Origin of the sequence: Vreelandella zhuhanensis (genome assembly GCF_009793355.1) — a bacterium.
GTDB classification, from domain to species: Bacteria; Pseudomonadota; Gammaproteobacteria; order Pseudomonadales; family Halomonadaceae; genus Vreelandella; species Vreelandella zhuhanensis.
In genome coordinates, this window is sequence record NZ_WTKP01000015.1 from 12,786 (window position 1) to 31,025 (window position 18,240).

The window sequence follows — 18,240 nt, forward strand, 5'->3', positions numbered from 1 at the left end:
ATTCACTCAACGACTAATGATTGATCCGAGAAGGCCCACAACAATTCACAACAACCAGAACTAACGACTCAGGCCGACACCTTACGTCGTAGCACAAAAACAATGCCCTTCAGGGCGCGGAGACAAACATGACCTTTATCAAAAAAGCACTTACTACCAGCATTGCCCTCGCCACGGCCTCCGCCATGGCGACCACGGCTCAGGCAAACATGAGCGACAGTGAAGTACGTATCGGTTACCTGGCGGATATGTCAGGTACCTATCGTGATCTGGCCGGCCCCGGTGGCCTGACTGCCATGGAAATGGCCATCGAAGATTTTGGTGGCACCGTCAACGGTGCACCGATCATGGTTCTGAGTGCCGATGACCGCAATAGCGCCGATGTGGGTGCCAATACCGTTCGCGGATGGATCGACCAGGACAACGTCGACATGGTCGGTGGCTTGGTAGCCTCCTCGGTGACCATCGCGGTGACCAATGTAATCGAGGAAAATGATGGCCTGGCGTTAGTCTCGGGCTCGGCGGCCTCCAGCATCACCAACGAGCATTGCACACCGAACCATATTCACTGGGTTTATGACACCTATCCGTTGGCCCACGGTACTGCCAAGGCCGTCGTCGAGCAGGGGGGCGACACCTGGTTCATGCTCACCGCCGATTATGCATTCGGTCATTCGCTGGAAGCCGATGTCACCAAGGTGGTCGAAGAGAATGGCGGTGAAATCGTCGGTGGCGTGCGCCATCCTTTCCCCACTAACGATTTTTCTTCCTACATTCTCCAGGCGCAGAGCTCGGGTGCCGATATCATCGGGCTGGCCAACGCCGGGTCGGATACGGTGAACGCGATCACCACCGCCAGCCAGTTTGGTGTCACCCAGTCAGGCCAGCAGCTCGCCGGTCTTCTGATCTTCCTCAACGACGTTCACGCCATGGGGCTTCAAGCCACCCAGAACCTGCTGCTGACCACCGGTTGGTACTGGGATATGGACGAGCAGTCGCGTGAATGGGCCGAACGTTATTACGAGCGCATGGAGCGTATGCCGACCATGGTGCAGGCAGGTGTTTACTCCAGCACCATGCATTACCTGAAGGCGATCGAGGAAGCGGGTACCGATGATCCTGAAACGGTACGTGCCCAGATGGCGGAAATGCCGATCGAGGATTTCTTCGCGCGTAACGGTAGAATTCGTGAAGATGGCCGCATGGTTCACGACATGTACCTGGCCCAGGTGAAAACCCCGGAAGAGTCCACCGGTGAGTGGGACCTGTATGAAATTCTCAGCACCATTCCCGCGGAAGAAGCTTTCCGTCCGCTGTCCGAAAGCAATTGCGACCTGGTGCAGAACTGATTCTGTAGAGCTGGTTTTGAAGAACTGGTTTTGAAGAGCTAGACCAGGCGTTTGCATAAGCATGCATAAGCAGAACAGGGTGGCGGCATTGGCCGCCACCCGCTTGACGGCGAGGAGATCCACGTCATGATGATGATATTCGGGGTGCCGTTAGCTGCATTCACGGGCCAGCTGATGCTGGGCCTTATCAACGGCGCCTTCTATGCACTGTTGAGCTTGGGGCTAGCGGTCATTTTCGGCCTGCTGAAGATCGTCAACTTCGCTCACGGCGCCATGTATATGCTCGGGGCGTTCGCCACCCTGCTAGGCATGCAGTATCTAGGCATTAACTATTGGGTTTCGCTGATTCTGGTGCCTTTGGTAGTGGGCGGCTTCGGGATGCTGATCGAGCGCTTTATCCTGCGCCGCATTTCCCATCTAGACCATCTTTACGGGTTGCTTTTGACCTTTGGTCTAGCACTGATTTTCGAGGGAACGCTGGTCAACTTCTTCGGCGTTTCCGGTTTGCGTTATCCGACCCCGGAACTGCTTCAGGGCGGGTATAACCTGGGCTTCATGTTCCTGCCGATTTATCGCGGCTGGGTATTGTTGGCCGCTTTGGTGGTGTGTCTGGGTACCTGGTTCATCATCGAGCGGACACGGCTGGGCGCCTACCTGCGTGCCGGTACCGAAAATTCGGCCTTGATGCAGGCCTTCGGGGTCAACGTGCCCTTGTTGATTACCTTGACCTATGGGTTCGGGGTCGCCTTGGCGGCGTTTGCCGGGGTATTGGCCGCCCCCTTGTACCCGGTTTCGCCCACCATGGGCTCCAGCCTTTTGATCGTGGTGTTTGCCGTGGTGGTCATCGGCGGAATGGGGTCCATTCTCGGCTCGATCATTACCGGCTTGGCCATGGGGCTGATTGAAGGGTTGACCAAGGTGTATTACCCGGAAGCGGCGAATACCGTGATATTCCTGGTGATGATACTGGTACTGATGTTGCGTCCCGCGGGACTATTCGGCAAAGAGGCATGACAATGGCGACCACAGAAACCGCACGCATTCCCTCGGCTGCCATGCAACGGCAGCGCAGGGCCAACATGCGCCGCAATATGTTCTATCTGGCATTGATCGTTATCGGGCTGGTGGCGCCGTTTCTTGCCTACCCCGTCTTCCTGATGAAGATTCTATGCTTTGCCCTGTTTGCCTGCTCCTTTAACTTGTTGCTGGGCTATGCCGGGTTGTTATCCTTCGGGCATGCCGCTTTTCTGGCAACCGGCGGCTATGTGACCGGGTATCTGCTTTCAAGCTACCCCGGCATTACCCCTGAAGTGGGCATACTTATCGGCACCTTGGCGGGTGTTGCGTTGGGCGTTGTTTTCGGGGCATTGTCGATTCGTCGGCAAGGCATCTACTTCGCCATGGTCACCTTGGCCCTGGCTCAGTTGATGTTCTTTTTCTTCATCCAGGCACCGTTTACCGGTGGGGAAGACGGCTTGCATGGTGTTGTGCGCGGCCACTTCCTGGGCTTTATCAGCCTGGATGATAACTTGAGCATGTACTATTTCGTGTTTGCTGTTTTCTTGATCGGCTTTGCGATCATTCAGCGTACCGTCCATTCCCCTTTTGGCCAGGTACTCAAGGCGATTCGTGAAAACGAACCACGTGCGGTATCCCTGGGGTATAACGTCGATGCCTACAAGCTGCTGGCCTTTGTTATTTCCGCAGGCCTGGCGGGGCTGGCCGGCTCCACGAAAACGCTGGTCTTCCAGCTTGCCTCCCTCACCGATGCCCATTGGCACATGTCCGGCGAGGTGATCCTGATGACGCTACTGGGCGGTGTGGGAACGCTGCTGGGGCCGATCATGGGGGCGGGCATCGTGGTCAGCCTGCAACATCTTCTAGCGCAGTCGCCGCTGGGTAATTGGGTGAGCGTTATCCTGGGGCTGATCTTCGTGGTCTGTGTACTGAGCTTTCGTAGCGGCATCGTGGGTGAGCTTGCCAAAAGTTATCGCAAGAACTTCAAGTAAACCAGACATCAGACCGTTGGTTGGGCGCCGTAGGGCGCCCTTTTTTATGGGAGTGGTATTTTCAAACCACAATCGAAACGCCCGGCGAGATAAAGCTGATTTTGCAGAACAGACTATTGTGATGAAGCAAAAAAATAAGTTAACGTAAACGTCAATCTTTCCTGGCATGACAGCTTTCCTGGCATGACAGCCACGGGTAATCATAATCACAAATTCAGCCAGCGGATCGGTGCCATCATCAAGCATCGACCCCTGCGATAAACGGGAGATGTGCGATGGATTTTGAACTCAACGAAGACCAGGTGGCCTTTGCCGATATGGCGCGGGCCTTCGCCCAGAACGAGCTGGAACCGCATGCCGGGGAGTGGGATCAGACCGCCTTTTTTCCTGTGGATGTGATTCGCAAGGCGGGTGAACTGGGTTTCTGTGCGCTTTATACCCCGGAATCGGTGGGTGGCCTGGGGCTTTCACGTCTGGATGCCAGCATCATTTTCGAGCAGCTTTCCATGGGCTGTACCTCCACGACCGCCTACCTCACCATTCATAACATGGTGACCTGGATGGTCGCGGATTTCGGCAAGCCCGAAGTAATCGAGCAATGGGGCGAAAAGCTGGCCAGCGGTGAGCTTCTCGGCTCCTACTGCTTGACCGAACCCAATGCCGGCTCGGATGCCGCCTCGCTGAAAACCAGTGCCAAGCCGGATGGCGACGACTTCGTGCTCAACGGCAGCAAGATGTTCATCTCCGGCGCGGGAGACACCGAGATCCTGGTGGTCATGGCACGCACCGGCGGCCCCGGGCCCAAGGGTATTTCAGCCTTCGCGGTAGATGCCAATACCGCCGGCATCAGCTACGGGCGCAAGGAAGAGAAAATGGGCTGGAACAGCCAGCCGACGCGCATGATCACCTTTGAAGATGTACGGGTGCCTGCGGCCAATATGCTGGGTAACGAAGGTGACGGCTTCAAGATCGCCATGAAAGGGCTGGATGGCGGGCGCATCAATATCGCCACCTGTTCCATCGGTACCGCCCAGCAGGCGATCAACAAGGCGCGTGAATACATGCTGGAACGCAAGCAGTTCGGCCAGCGGCTGGCGGACTTCCAGGCGCTGCAATTCCGCTTGGCGGATATGGTCACGGAACTGGTGGCGGCTCGCCAAATGGTGCGCCTGGCGGCGACCAAGCTGGATTCCGGCCATACCGATGCCTCCGCTTATTGTGCGATGGCCAAACGCTTTGCGACCGATGTAGGTTTCAAGGTATGCGATGAAGCCCTGCAACTCTATGGCGGCAATGGTTATATCAAGGAATACCCCATGGAACGCTTCGTGCGCGATACCCGGGTACACCGCATCCTGGAAGGTACCAACGAAGTCATGCGCATGATCATTGCACGCCGTGTGTTGGCCGAGGGCGCCGCAGAGTTATAAGCTAGTTTTCAAGTTCAGTGGCTATGGGTAGCTTGCATCTTTACAGGACAAAGGAAACCTTGATGAGCAGCGTGATCTTTACCGAACACCCCACGAAGGACGGGCACGTCGTTGCCGAAATAAAGCTCAACGCCGAGCGCTCGCTGAATGCCCTGACGCTGGAGATGATTAACGAGATCCAGCCACGGCTGGAAGCCTGGGAAAACGATGAGCGTATCGTGGCGGTCTTGCTCGATAGCGCCGGAGAGAAAGCATTCTGTGCCGGTGGTGACGTGGTCAGCCTGTACAAGGCGATTATCGGGGAAGGTGACCCGGCCTTCCCTGAAGCCTTCTTCGACAACGAGTACCGCCTGGACTACCGGCTGCATACCTATCCCAAGCCTGTCATCTGCTGGGGTAACGGTATTGTCATGGGCGGCGGCATGGGCCTGCTGAGCGGCAGCAGCCATCGCGTGGTGACCGAAACCTCACGCTTGGCCATGCCGGAAGTTACCATCGGTTTGTACCCGGATGTGGGGGCGAGCTGGTTCTTGAACCGCCTGCCCACCGGTACCGGTCGCTTTCTGGCCATGACCGGCAGCCAGGTCAATGCTGCGGATGCCGTGTACCTGGGGTTGGCGGATCGCTTGATTGCCAGTGAAAAACGCCCAGCCCTGGTGGAGCAACTGATGCAAGCGACTTGGGGCGAAGGTGAAGACACCGATGCCCAGGGGGTGGTCAACAAGGTGCTGCGTGAGCTTGAACGCGATTCCCAGGCGGTATTCGAGGGGATGGAAGCGCCGGTTCAGAAATTCGCCCCGGTAATTCGGGAATTGATGGATCATGACACCATCGAGCAAGCGGTAGACGCCATTCTGGCAGTGGAAAGCGATGACAAATGGTTCAACAAGGCGCAAAAGACCCTCGCCAACGGCAGTCCGGTGTCGATCAAGGTAATCGATCAGCAGCTCAAGCGGGCCAAGTACATGTCGTTGCGCGAAGTATTCCAGTCGGAGCTGGCGCTCTCGGTGCAGTGCTGTCGCCACCGTGAATTTCCCGAAGGCGTACGCGCTCTGTTGGTGGACAAGGACGGCAAGCCGCAATGGATTTATCCTTACGTGGAATCGGTGGAGGATTCGTTCATCGAGACATTGTTTTCCCAGCCTTGGCCGCAAAATCCGCTGGCGGACCTTCGCTGAACCTCGAATTCACTATTATTCGGCTGAGTTAATCCCTCGGGCGATCAAAACAACAAGGATTATGAATCATGGCAACGATTGCATTTATCGGACTGGGCAACATGGGCGGCCCCATGGCTGCGAACCTGGCCAAGGCCGGGCATGAGGTGCGCGCTTTCGATCTGTCTCAAGCCGTGCTGGATACCGCGATCGAGCAAGGCTGCAAAGCCGCACAAAGTGCCCAGGAAGCGGTCAAGGGAGCGGATTTCGTGGTCTCCATGCTGCCCGCCGGCAAGCATGTCGAAAGCCTGTATGTCAGTGGTGATTCGCCGCTGTTCGATATCATCGGCCAGGACGCCTTGGTGATCGACAGCTCCACCATCGATGCCGACACCGCCCGGCGTGTCGCCGAAGAAGGCGCCAAGCGGGGCATCGCCTTTGTCGATGCGCCGGTGTCCGGCGGTGTGGGCGGCGCCCAGGCGGGCACCCTGACATTCATCGTGGGTGGCTCGGAAGAGCAGTTCGCCAAGGCCCAGCCAGTGCTGGACGTGATGGGCAAGAACATCTTCCACGCGGGAGAGCACGGCGCCGGGCAGATCGCCAAGGTATGCAACAACATGCTGTTGAGCATCCTGATGGCCGGTACCTGTGAGGCGCTCAACATGGGCGTGAAAAATGGCCTCGACCCGGCAGTGCTTTCCGAGATCATGAAGCAGAGCTCGGGCGGCAACTGGGCGTTGAACGTCTATAATCCCTATCCCGGCGTCATGGAAAACGCCCCGGCGTCCAAGGGCTACCAAGGCGGTTTCCAGGTGGACCTGATGTTCAAGGACCTGGGGCTGGCCATGGATGTCAGCCAGCAAAGCGCCTCATCGGTTCCCATGGGTTCGGCGGCGCGCGCGCTGTTCAGCCTGCACAAGGCCAAGGGTAACGGCAGCCTGGACTTCTCCAGCCTGCTGAAGCTCTATCAGGACAGCTGAGCCTCGATATTTTCCAAGGCTTGATCCAGCGCCACCAGTTGCTCACAGGGCAGCTGGTGGCGTTTTGCGTTATCGATTAGCGGCCCAAGAATCGCCGCGCGCTCGGTAGGGCGCCCGGCGAGCACATCCTGAAACATCGAAGCCCGGTTGTTGGCGGTATTTTCAACTACCTGCCACACCAGTGTTCGCCAACCTTCCAGCCCGGCCCCGCTGGGCGGCGCGATGCCTTCTTTGTCGAGAATTCCCGCGACTTCCTCGATCACCGCTTCCACGTAGAGGCGAAACGGCCGGTCGCGCAGCTGGCCGTTACGTATCCGGTAGCGTGCCACCAGCGGGTTGACCGCCGCATTCACGGCAAGTTTCTGCCACAGACGTCGGCGAATATCCTCAACCGGCGTGGCGGCAAGCCCGGCATGCGTCAGCTGCAACGCCAGGTTTTTCGCAAGTTCAGCATGGCGGTTATTCAAGTCACCGATAAATGTATGCCCGCGCCCGGCGTGCACCACACAGGCCTCGCCATTCACGTAGGCGCCTTCGGTGGTGGTGGCACACAACACCGGCCCGGGCCACGCCTGCGTGATACGCGGCTGGGCAAGAAAACCGTTCTGCCACAGCACGATTGGGGTAGTGGGGGAAATCACCCCGGCAAGGCTTTCCAACGCCGCCTGTGCCGACATGGCTTTGGTGGTGATATGCACAAAGGCAGGTGGGGCAGGGGCATCACGAAGCAACTGTTCGAGCGTTACCCCATTCAACCGCTGTGTGTGCGGTTCCCCCACCGGCGAAGTGAGCGTCTGTCGCTCAGCCAGTTCACGGCGGCCCACCAACGTGACCGCAGCAACCGGCGAAAGCGAATGCGCCAATAAGCGGCCTATGGCACCCGGGCCGATAATCCAGTGAGAGCTCATAAGGTTACTTTTTGTTAAGTCTTTGGTATTAGGTAAGTACTTTGCAAAACCAAGATGGGCTAAGTAAAGTCAGTGAAAAGGTTTGCCCATTAGAAAGCAGAACGGGAAGCGAGGCAAACCCACCCAAGGACGGTCACAAGCGGAGCGCATAGCGCTACCCGATTGTGCAGTGGCGGTAGCGTGGTTTGCGGCCTCGAAGGAATTCAAACGTATTTAGGGCCTTTCTTACAAAACATAGCATCACTTCAAAACCGCATTCTTCCAGGCATTCGTCAAGGCGCTCCATTGCAAGCCTCCTCACCTGGATCTATTTCCTGTATCGCCAGTAAGGGTCTCTCTTTAGTGCGCAACCGATTGAATCGCTCCAAGGGTATAAAGGGGAATAAAGAATATTGCAGGACTGACCTGTATCAAGGCGCCACCTTTGGGTGGCAACTATGCTAGCCAGGACGGAGCCTCGAATTTGAGCCAATGGTGGAGATGAGTCATGTCGTATATAACTTCGGTTCGTTCAGCGTCCCCCCGTCGTGGTTGTGGCCGAGGTGCTTCCATTGTCCTTGGCATATTTTTAATGCTAGGTGTCAGTGCTACCAGCCTGGCTGCGGAACCCGTCAAGCCTGAGCTGACATCCAAGCTGCAGGGCTTGCTGAAGAAGGAAATGATTCAGATCGAGCTGGCAATGCAGGAGGTTTATAGCGCCATTATTCAGGGACAACATGCCGTGGTGGCCGAAAAGGGACAGTCGATTCATGACAGCTTTATTTTGGAGCAATCGCTGACCGATCAGGATCGTCAGGACCTGAAGGCCGCCGTATCGCCGGAATTCCTGCAGATGGACACCTACCTGCATGAGCTTTCGGCGTCACTGGCCGAGGCTGGCCGTGGGGAAGATACCCCACGGCAGGTGGAGATATTCGGTCGCATGACCGAATCCTGCGTGGCCTGTCACCGCACCTACGTGACCGATCGCTTTGAGGGGTTAAAAGGCTCGGATGTCCCTGCAGCTTGGGGGTTGGCCCCCAGAAATACCAAGTGAAAGACCTTAAGGTTCATCTGCCTTGAATTTTGCTACACAGCAGACGGTCTGCTGGCCCAAAGGCACGGTGGGCACCGTGCTGGCCAGGTCGTTCAGCACGGAGGCTAGACCAGTGCTGGATCGCTCAATCAGGGCCTGAGCAGCAGCGCCCAGGCGAAAGATGGCGTACAAGAAGGCAAGGCAACGCGCGAAAGCCCCGCGCCGCCATGTTCTCGTCAGCTTTCCACCCCAAACCACAACCGGGCTTGCCAGCGAGGCACGCGCGATTCGCGATGTGGATGTGATGGGGTTAAAACTGAGCGCCTTTAGCGTCCTAATACAGGACGAAAACCTGGATAGTTTTTATGAATTTTCGCCGAATATTTCAGCACTAAATTGCTACGTGAGCCCGCTGGTCGTCTACCGTGGCGACAGCTTTGCCTTACTGGCTGATGCTTGGCACAAAACCCGCCGAAAACATATCTACGCCGGAGACTTCGACGTAAAAGGCGTCACGTTAGCACTCGACAGCAGCGTCACTTACTTGCTCCTGCCCGCCATCGAATGGCTCACCCAAAATGCCACGCCGCTGCATGTGCCTGCTGAACAGTTTCCTTACCAGCGGAGGCTTCGTAAGAATCTTGCCGCGCTGCCAACAGCCCACCCGCTACGCGATTATCTGACGTTGCAACTGGAAGAGCAGCGAGGGTTAAAGCAGCAGTGGTTTGGTGGAGAGTTAGTGCGTGTGGCGCTTAGCTAGAATTTGGCGGATCAAAACACGCTGGCACACGAATTCTGGCTACATCACCGAAATTTACTTTGCAGGCAGAAGAATCAATGAGGTAGAGTTATTTTGGTGGCTACATAACCCCAATCAATGCGCCCGCACGTTCATTGAGGTTATGAAGCTGAATATATAATGACTGTTAGGCATCAGCGTGGTCATTAACCAGAGAGAATGTAATGGAAGGAAAAATAATATATTTTGATCAAAATATATTGTCTGAATATTTAGATGAGGGAGATATAGATTTAGTCAACGCTGTCAATTTATTAAAAGGTGGAAATAAAATCGTATATAGTCCTGCTCATATAGAGGAGTTTGCAGTTCCATATATGAATAATAGCAATGAAGAAATTAAATTCAGGGTTTTGTCGGAGTTGAATAAACTCTCTGAGCTTACTCGGAATATAGAGGTATCCCCGGGCTTTGATAAGCCAATGCATTTAAAGGAAGAACACCCTATTGAATGCTTTAAGAGAGTGGTTGATCATTACGATCTCAACCCAATTCTTGAAAAACAAGAAAGTGATCAACTAAAAAAATTTAAGGATACAGATAAAAAAGGAGAGGTCTCCAATGTTGTGTCAAACAATGATTCTTCTATTTTGTTGCAGGAAGAGCATTCTATGGTACTTAATGGGAGATTTCACTTAGATATTTTTGCTGCCATTTCTGCAAGAAAGGCTGGACTAAGAGAATTCAAATATCCAGATATACTCAGATCACACACCGCGTTCGAGCGCTGTATAGAGTTAACGTTTAACTATTTGGAAATAATTCGTTATAAACCAGAAACAGTTAAAAAGAGTAGATCTAGAATGCATGATGTCAGTCATGCAGTTTATGCGTCTACGGCAGATATAATAGTATCGGAAGATGCGAAATTCTGTAAAAAGCTCGAAGCTGTATATAAATATTGGGGGATAGATACTGTGATATACAGTAAAGAAAAATTAATTAGTGAAGTTGGAACAGTAGAGAATACCTAACAAGGGCCAGCAATGAACTGTCAAGCCAGTCACTTTTTGTGCGCTTCGCCGCACAAAAACCGCCAACTTTTCCAGCCGCTGTGGCCGGCGTTGAGGCTGTAGAAAAACTCCCTACGTATTTAAGGTTAGCGCTCGCGCACGAAATCTAGTCAAAATTTTGATGTAATATGACCCAGATTTTACGAGAGAGCCCTATTTTTAGGGCAAAAATTGATCAACTTGAGGGGGCTGGGGATAAGCCAGACTTTTCCTACAGCCTCGTTAGATTATAAGAAGGAAACAACGTGACAAGCCAAAAAGGCGTAATTATCGCAACAATCATTGCTGCTCTTATTACTGCTGGAGTTACGCTTTACGTGTACTTTGACGGCAAGGAAGACGGGCTTTTAGTAACTGAAACAGTTAATCATGAAAATCCCAAAGAAAATGACGAGAAACAACATGTTCCTACTCCGAGAATAACGTTCTCCGAGGTTTTTATTACACCAGTAGATACTAATATACCCTCGTCATTTTTCGCAGAAATCACCAATACCGGTTCCAAGTCAGCAAATGAATTTCTTGTTTCTGTTGATTTTGGCGAAGCCACACCTGAAAGCTGCGAAGTTGTATCTGCTGGAAGTGCTGTTATAGATAGTGGTGGATCTTCGGTTATAAAGAGGTGGGAAGTGAGCGAGCTCGCAATTAAACAATCTCTATATGTTGTTTGTAACCTTAATGCTCCGTTCTTTAAAGCTCTGTCCGTGGGTGAAGGAAACTTGGAAAATGATGCGCAACTTACGTTCTCATCATACAAAGAGCAACGAGAAGAAGAGTCAATTACTTTCTTAGAGGGGGTGCTGAGGTTTTGGCTTGTAGCGTTTTCAGGAATACTGTTGTTTTATTTCTTCTTGAGGCTTATGAAGTCTCTTGGATGATTAAATCTAACAAGGCCGTAAACTTGGCAGCATTTTTCATTCGCTTCGCTCACTACAAATGCACCGGTTACGGCTGGTGTTAGGCTTATAATGGAGGTAACGGTGTTTTCTCGAACAAGTGTTATTGAATTAGTGAAATCGCTAAAGTTGAAAACTCATAATGAGGTTGAGGAGTTGGCGATCAAGTTTGATTTTGAGTCTGCAATATCTGGGCAGTACATCAAGGAAAAAGAAACTTCTATCGTTAAGTATCTTCTTGCCAATCCGGGTTCACTTGGTCCGAATGGTTCAAATATCCAATACGAGCTTTTAGAGTTTTCTATTGCTAAATACAAGTCTGGTATTAATTTTGATTCATTCATTGGATCATTTCCTGAATTGGTAAACTCTTTAAAGAAAGATGGTTATGATGTAGTGAATGATCAAATTAGAGCCTTGCTGCCCTCACAATTACCGTTAGTGCAGCAGGAGAGTGAGTTAGAAAGTCTGCTTGTTAAACTTGGATTACAAACAGCAAAAGGTCATTATGAGCAAGCTATCGCGGCACACGCTAGAGGTGAGTGGGCTGCGGCAAATTCTCAGCTCCGCTCGTTCGTTGAAGATCTTTTCAATCAGATTCAAAATAAAGTCTGTCCAGGTGATTACCCATCTAGTCAACAAAAGAAACAAGCATTAGCGAATAGTGGCTTTTTCGTATCGGATTACAATGAGTTTTTGTCAAATGGTACAGGTTTTGTTGAAGGGTTTTGGAAACGGCTTCATTCATCGGGTTCCCATCCTGGGCTTTCAGATGAACTAGACTCAACGTTCAGATTGCACATGGTAATTTTGGTATCACATTGTTTTTTAGTTCGCTTGGACCAAAATTATTTGTAATTTCGGTAATATAATATTGAAATATAAAACTAAAAAACTGTTTAGAAGTGATTCAGAACGCGTGGCATTTTTACTCTGTGTTGTGTTTATTGATTAAGGTGGTTTGCAGTGGCATAGGTGTTGCTTTGCTCACGCCTTAACAGGGCTTGAGGTGCTTAGTGCTTTGGAAAATTGCGTCAACCATGCTTGGCGAATTTAGGTAGGCTTTACCTGTGCTGATGAGCGCCGAATCATGATCGAAAAGGCACTAATTTTTAAATTTAGCTGGCTGTAAATCCATTGCCTTTGTCCTAAAGCAAGTACATGAGTGAGAATACAGACGCGATATGAACCTACTCTTCCTCGGCACCTCCGCCGGTGTCCCCACCAAAACAAGAAACGTATCCGGGATTGCTTTGCGAGAGAGCAAGGGCAAGGGCTGGTACCTGATCGATTGTGGTGAGGGCACCCAGCATCAGGTCTTGCGCACGAGGCTGTCGTTCCATTCCTTGAAAGCCATCTTTATTACCCACGTGCACGGCGACCACTGCTATGGGCTGCCGGGCATACTGGCGACTGCGGGAATGGGTGGTCGGAAAGCGCCGCTGACCATTGTGGCACCTGCAGGCATCAAGGCATGGTTGGAGGCCACCTGTGAGGCCACGCAGCTATGTTTACCCTTCGCCTTGGAGTTTATCGCCTCGGACGACCTGCCAAGCGTTGAGTTTGAGAGCATCGCGGTTGCTACCTTCAGGCTTTCACACCGGGCGCCGTCCTATGCCTATGGATTCACGGAGACAAAGGTCGATGCTGCCTTGGACGTGGATAAACTAGCGCAAAAGGGGATTCCGAGAGGGCCGTTGTGGGGGCAGTTGAAGCAAGGGTTTGATGTTGAGTTTGAGGGTGAGCGGTTAAAAAGCCATGAGTTCTTGATCTTCAAGCACAAGCCGAGAAAAGTGGTGATCGCTGGAGACAATGACCAGCCTGACTTGTTGTTTGCGGCGTGCGCGGGGGCGCAGGTGCTGGTGCATGAAGCCACCTATACCGAAGAGATGGCCCAGAAGGCTGGTGATGTGGGACATAGCTACGCCAAACTTGTCGCCGCGTTTGCCGAAACGGTGCAGCTGCCCAATCTGGTACTGACGCACTTTAGCCCCCGTTACCAGCTCAGCCCCCAAGCGTCGCCTTCCATTGAGGACATCCGCAAAGAGGCCCAGCGCGTCTATTCGGGTTCGCTTTACTTAGCGCGGGATTTTTGCGAATACAGCTTGGATAAATCGGGCCACTTTTCTGAGGTGGCGTGTGAATAGCCTTTTTGTGTGTCGGCCATTCTTGCAAGCAAGCGGCTACTCGAAAATGTATAGCTCAGCTTAGCCAAAAGCTGTTTAACCAGTCTCAGCAGTACGCGGATGTTGGCCGCCGAGCTTCCTTAAATCAGCGGTCCAACAGGGAGGTGTGAATGAAAACAATAGGCTTGATTGGGGGCATGAGCTGGGAATCTACCCAGACCTATTACCGGCTGATAAACCAGAAAGTGAGGGATGAGCTCGGCGGGCTGCATTCGGCCAAGCTGGTGCTTTATAGCGTGGATTTTGCAGAGATTGAGTCCCTGCAACGCCAGGGTGATTGGCAGGCAACAGCGGAAATACTTGGCTCAGCCGGTCGGGCGGTTGAAGCGGCAGGGGCTGAATTTGTGGTGCTGTGTACGAATACGATGCACAAGGTCGCTGCTCAAATCGAGCAAGCCGTCAGCATTCCCCTTCTGCATATCGCAGATGCTACTGCCCGCGAGCTCCTAAATAACGGTGTTACCTGTGTGGGGCTGCTCGGCACCCAATTTACCATGGAGCAGGCGTTTTACCGTGAGCGTCTCGAAGCGCATGGTATCCGGGTGATGGTGCCGGATGTGCTCCAGCGCGAGCGGGTTCATTCGGTCATTTACCATGAGCTGTGCCGGGGTGTGGTCAGCCCTGCTTCAAAAGCCGCCTACTTGGACGTAATAGCATCACTGGCTGACCGTGGGGCTCAAGGCGTCATTTTGGGATGCACGGAGATAGGACTTTTGATCCAGGGGTCGGATACCGATGTTCCGCTTTATGACACCACGGAAATACACGCAGAGCAGGTAGTGCAGCTCGCTTTGGGAAGAGCATTTATATTGTTGAAGTAGAGGGGAATTGTGTAGAGAGTAATGTAATTTGCGATGACGTAACTGCTGTGGCGCAGTTTGGCGGGTGTTCTCGAATCGTATTCGTGACCGGACAGCATTGATGAGTCACACTGCGGCTTAACCCGCACCGGAAGAATGACTTTGACCAACGCCGCCTGGTTTGTATTGATCGGAACCCTGTTGATCATGATGGGTTTGCGTTCTCCCATTCTTCAACGCTTACGCCTGACACCCTCCCTTGTTTATTTGGCTATCGGGGTAATCCTTGGCCCGTCGGTTATTGGAGCCTTTCATTTCAATCCGCTAGAACAGGCGCATTTGCTGGAAATTCTCGCCGAAATCGCGGTTCTGGTCTCGCTATTTATTGCCGGCATGAAAATGCCCGTGCCGTTCAGATGGCGGGAATGGCATGCGCCAGTACGCCTGGCATTTCTTTCCATGACGATCAGTGTCGCTCTGACGGCTGTGTTTGGTTATTACATCCTGGCCCTGCCTCTGGGTGCGGCTATTGTGCTGGGCGCCATTCTGGCGCCCACTGACCCTGTGCTGGCCACGGATGTACAGGTTCGGCACATGGGCGATAAAGATCCTTTGCGGTTCACTCTGACCAGTGAAGCGGGCATGAATGACGGCAGCGCCTTCCCGTTTGTGATGCTGGGGCTGGCAATGCTCAGCGCTCCGTTCAGTTTTGAGTTGCTTGGAACCTGGATGCTGAAGGACGTTTTGTGGTCGACGTTAGTGGCGCTTGTGGTCGGGCTGGTGATGGGGCGCTTATTGGCCCAGCTTGTATGGAAGCAACGTTTTCTCAGTGGCGAAGGCCCGTTGCTGGATGACTTTCTTGGCCTGGGCTTGATCGGCGTGGTTTATGGCATCTGCCTGTTACTCGATGCTTGGGGGTTTTTGGCGGTTTTTGCCGCTGCCATTTCCCTTCGTCAATCGGAACGCAAGCTGGCGGGCCTTCACTCGCCCTCCAAAGACGCTGAAGTTGCCCTAGAAGTCCCGGTTTACCCTGAGGAATCGACGCCACAGCACAGCACCCGAATATCCGAAGGGTCGCTGTTTTTCAAGGAGTCTCTCGAGCGGCTCACCGAGCTGGTGCTTGTCCTACTGCTGGGCGGGATGTTGTTTCTGGATTCCTGGAGTTTAAGTGCCGTCGGCCTGGCGCTGTTTCTTTTTATGGTGGTTCGTCCTGTCAGCGTGTTCCTGGGCCTGCTTGGCTCTGGCACACCGGTTCGGCTGCAGATGCTGGTGGGCTGGTTCGGCGTGCGCGGCATCGGTTCGATCTATTACTTGATGTTCGCAATCGTCTTTGGCCTGCCGGAAGAGCTGGCCGTGGAGTTCATTCACATTACGCTGGTGGTTATCGTGCTTTCGATTATTATCCACGGGTTAACCGTTAAACCGATGATGTCAAAATGGTGGTCGTAGGAAGTTACCGGATTCCGGTTTGTCTATGCCGGCCTGAGCTTTGTGTTAGTCAACCAACTGGAATCAAGCGATGGAACAGATCGGCAATATCATTATCTCTGAGTTTTCGGATTTTAATGACTTAGGTGAATTAGTCGTTGTGGTCATTCGGTTACTGCTCGCTGCCCTGCTAGGTGGGCTGCTGGGTCTCGAACGGCAACAGAGCGGCAAGGCCGCCGGAGTACGTACTCATATGTTGGTTTGCATGGGTGCTGCTCTGTTCATATTGATCCCTCAGCAAGCAGGTATTTCCGATTCGGAGATGAGCCGGGTCATTCAGGGAGTTATTGCCGGCATTGGTTTTCTGTGTGCCGGAAGTATCATCACCGGCAAGGATGAACAAGGGGCTACAGGGCTTACCACGGCGGCTGGCATCTGGTTTACGGCAGCCATCGGCGTATCCGTTGGCCTGGGGCGCGAGCAGACGGCGGTCTTGTGCACGCTTCTGGCCTGGCTTGTGCTTTATGTGGTGCCTTTCTTTTCGCGCTCGATACGCAAGAAAAAACCGGCCAGCTCAGAGCCTAGGGGCTATTGACGTATGTGGCGCGTTTGCAAGCACGAGACACAATGAGCGGTAGGTACGACTACACACGTATATTCGGTCTCGTCAATCATGCCAGCGGCATCGGACCTCGATGGGCTATCCGCACGCCAATTCCCATAAGTTTCAACGAGCACAAAAGCTCTACGTCAACAACGGGGTATCTTGGCGTCGGTTCGACCTATTCGCCATCCTGCAGCATGCTCAGCAATCGTGGTGGTGGGACACCTCAGTAAAAAATAAACCGATGCAATAAATGCGTGTTATGCGCTCTGTGCTGGGCCGGTTTTCTCATGGTGGCTTGCTTGGCGGCAGAGCAACCCGTGATGAAACCGACCAGTGCAATTAAAGGAAAGGGCTGACGTGCTTAGCTATTCCTCTAGAAGACCTTGGTATCTTTCATAGTCGAAAGGCTGCATTTCGCCAATTTCATCTTCATCATATTGCAGATGGTAAGCGGGATAGCCTGGCGCCCAGCCATATCCATAACCATAAAAAGGATAAGCGTAAGGACCACGACCATAGGCTGTATCGGACTCGACGACTACGCCTTGAACCTCACCATCACGCGAGAACAGCATATTGTCGATATAACCATAGCCGACGCTTTCTCCAACCGTTGCATAGTCGTTAAGCAAGTCGGTGAGCTTCCAGATACCCGGGCCAGCGTCGATATCATCCTCAACTTGCTGGATCTGGCTGAGATTTTGCTTGGTAATGTAGTCGTCAGAAGCAAAGAGTCCGTACTCGTCGACATTGTCTTCTGTGACAGGAATCATTACGCCGTCTTCGTGAAGCTCAATTTCTTCCCAGGGAACCAGGACATGCGTATCGCCAATATCCCAGAACCCGCCTACCTGGGCGATGATGGCAACTATCTTATTATCTTGGGTAATAAGCACATTTTCGACGCTACCGATTTCTTCCTCATTATCCCCAAAGACTTCGGCATCCATTAAGTGATCAGCTCTTATACCACCAGCTTCATAAATATCTTCATAATTCCAGTCACTTAATGGCCTTACTACTTCCTCCTGCGCTTGGGCTTGAAGCCCGACAGTGGTAGCGGTGATGGCTAGCGTGGTGACACAAACATTGCGTTTGATTGACATGACAGAACTCCTTCCCTGTTAGCGTATTTTGCAAATTAGAAGAGGAAACTCTGGTTGTAAAGAAGACTTATTTGGCAGCAGCGGCAATGGTTTTTCAAACCTGTGGCAGGCAGCAAGGGCGCTTGCCGGGGCAGCTAACTTACCAGAAGCACATTTGTCCAGATCCTAGGTGTTTGGTCCCGAAGATTCATGGTCGGTTAGTGGCGCTATCAGCAGACCAGAAGCCGGGTTACGAAAATTTGAACAAAATCCTGCCGCATTCTGCGATTCGATTCTTTGAATGAATCGGCAGTTAAGGCAGGGCAAGGCGTTAGCCTTGCTTGTTCTTATAACTGGTTAGATATATAGTTTTCTTATGCCGATCATCCGTTCCGACTCCCTGGCGCTACACGTCACCAGTGCCGACCAACAGACCGCTCTGGCGGATACGCTGGCACTGTATCGGCGATTGGTGCGCGATCTCATGACCGTGGCGTACATGCACTGGCCGCAGGTCGGCGTCTGCGAAGGGAACGCGGTGGTCGAGGTAATAGAACGGCTGATACATCCCACCCAAA

At 52.8% G+C, this 18,240-nt stretch carries 17 protein-coding genes and 1 pseudogene; 16 read left to right on the forward strand and 2 right to left on the reverse strand.

Going from position 1 to position 18,240, the window contains the following annotated elements; all coding sequences use genetic code 11:
• Positions 1–128 precede the first annotated feature (128 nt).
• From GPM19_RS14920 to mmsB, 6 genes are all read left to right on the forward strand, one after another.
• Positions 129–1,349, forward strand: a complete 1,221-nt coding sequence (locus GPM19_RS14920) for an ABC transporter substrate-binding protein (protein WP_160419813.1) — start codon at positions 129–131, stop codon at positions 1,347–1,349.
• A gap of 126 nt (positions 1,350–1,475) precedes the next feature.
• Entirely contained in the window at positions 1,476–2,363 is an 888-nt protein-coding gene (locus tag GPM19_RS14925; protein ID WP_160419814.1) for a branched-chain amino acid ABC transporter permease, read from the forward strand.
• Between the two features lie 2 nt (positions 2,364–2,365).
• Positions 2,366–3,358 carry a branched-chain amino acid ABC transporter permease gene (locus GPM19_RS14930; RefSeq protein ID WP_202114862.1) on the forward strand — a complete coding sequence of 331 codons (993 nt, stop codon included), beginning with the start codon at positions 2,366–2,368 and terminating at the stop codon, positions 3,356–3,358.
• Positions 3,359–3,633: 275 nt separating this feature from the next.
• Positions 3,634–4,788 carry an acyl-CoA dehydrogenase family protein gene (locus tag GPM19_RS14935; protein ID WP_160419816.1) on the forward strand — a complete coding sequence of 385 codons (1,155 nt, stop codon included), beginning with the start codon at positions 3,634–3,636 and terminating at the stop codon, positions 4,786–4,788.
• 62 nt (positions 4,789–4,850) lie between these two features.
• Positions 4,851–5,966 (forward strand): enoyl-CoA hydratase/isomerase family protein, encoded by a 1,116-nt coding sequence (locus tag GPM19_RS14940; protein ID WP_160419817.1) that lies wholly within the window; start codon positions 4,851–4,853, stop codon positions 5,964–5,966.
• Positions 5,967–6,034: 68 nt separating this feature from the next.
• Complete coding sequence (gene mmsB / locus GPM19_RS14945) at positions 6,035–6,925, forward strand: 3-hydroxyisobutyrate dehydrogenase (RefSeq protein ID WP_160419818.1); 891 nt, start codon at positions 6,035–6,037, stop codon at positions 6,923–6,925.
• On the opposite strand, the gene GPM19_RS14950 is transcribed toward mmsB, so the two are convergent.
• Positions 6,913–7,833, reverse strand: a complete 921-nt coding sequence (locus GPM19_RS14950) for a ketopantoate reductase family protein (RefSeq protein ID WP_160419819.1) — start codon at positions 7,831–7,833, stop codon at positions 6,913–6,915. The two genes, mmsB and GPM19_RS14950, sit on opposite strands and share 13 nt — an antisense overlap.
• A gap of 487 nt (positions 7,834–8,320) precedes the next feature.
• On the opposite strand from GPM19_RS14950, the gene GPM19_RS14955 reads away from it, so the two are divergent.
• The 9 genes from GPM19_RS14955 (at position 8,321) to GPM19_RS15000 (ending at position 16,565) form a co-directional block, all read left to right on the forward strand.
• On the forward strand, positions 8,321–8,869 hold the full coding sequence (locus GPM19_RS14955) for a hypothetical protein (protein ID WP_160419820.1): 549 nt from the start codon (positions 8,321–8,323) through the stop codon (positions 8,867–8,869).
• Positions 8,870–9,029: 160 nt separating this feature from the next.
• A complete protein-coding gene (locus GPM19_RS14960; protein ID WP_227842484.1) occupies positions 9,030–9,608 on the forward strand; it encodes a DUF7281 domain-containing protein in 579 nt (192 codons plus the stop codon).
• Positions 9,609–9,811: 203 nt separating this feature from the next.
• Positions 9,812–10,621 carry a hypothetical protein gene (locus GPM19_RS14965; RefSeq protein WP_160419821.1) on the forward strand — a complete coding sequence of 270 codons (810 nt, stop codon included), beginning with the start codon at positions 9,812–9,814 and terminating at the stop codon, positions 10,619–10,621.
• A gap of 284 nt (positions 10,622–10,905) precedes the next feature.
• The gene (locus GPM19_RS14970) at positions 10,906–11,538 is read left to right on the forward strand and encodes a hypothetical protein (protein ID WP_160419822.1); all 633 of its coding nucleotides are present in this window, start codon (positions 10,906–10,908) and stop codon (positions 11,536–11,538) included.
• Positions 11,539–11,640: 102 nt separating this feature from the next.
• Positions 11,641–12,414, forward strand: coding sequence for a hypothetical protein (locus GPM19_RS14975; protein ID WP_160419823.1), 774 nt, complete (start codon positions 11,641–11,643; stop codon positions 12,412–12,414).
• Between the two features lie 326 nt (positions 12,415–12,740).
• Positions 12,741–13,703: a ribonuclease Z gene (locus GPM19_RS14985; RefSeq protein WP_160419824.1), complete on the forward strand. Its 963-nt coding sequence runs from the start codon at positions 12,741–12,743 to the stop codon at positions 13,701–13,703.
• A gap of 149 nt (positions 13,704–13,852) precedes the next feature.
• Positions 13,853–14,563 carry an aspartate/glutamate racemase family protein gene (locus GPM19_RS14990; protein ID WP_160419825.1) on the forward strand — a complete coding sequence of 237 codons (711 nt, stop codon included), beginning with the start codon at positions 13,853–13,855 and terminating at the stop codon, positions 14,561–14,563.
• Positions 14,564–14,698: 135 nt separating this feature from the next.
• Positions 14,699–15,991: a cation:proton antiporter gene (locus GPM19_RS14995; RefSeq protein ID WP_227842486.1), complete on the forward strand. Its 1,293-nt coding sequence runs from the start codon at positions 14,699–14,701 to the stop codon at positions 15,989–15,991.
• A 70-nt stretch (positions 15,992–16,061) separates the two neighbouring features.
• Positions 16,062–16,565, forward strand: a complete 504-nt coding sequence (locus GPM19_RS15000) for an MgtC/SapB family protein (protein WP_160419826.1) — start codon at positions 16,062–16,064, stop codon at positions 16,563–16,565.
• 377 nt (positions 16,566–16,942) lie between these two features.
• Here the strand turns inward: GPM19_RS15000 and GPM19_RS15005 are convergent, their stop codons facing one another.
• Positions 16,943–17,683, reverse strand: coding sequence for a PRC-barrel domain-containing protein (locus GPM19_RS15005; RefSeq protein WP_160419827.1), 741 nt, complete (start codon positions 17,681–17,683; stop codon positions 16,943–16,945).
• Between the two features lie 355 nt (positions 17,684–18,038).
• Here GPM19_RS15005 and GPM19_RS15010 point away from each other — a divergent pair.
• A pseudogene (locus GPM19_RS15010) lies at positions 18,039–18,240 on the forward strand (IS200/IS605 family accessory protein TnpB-related protein); the annotation flags it as partial.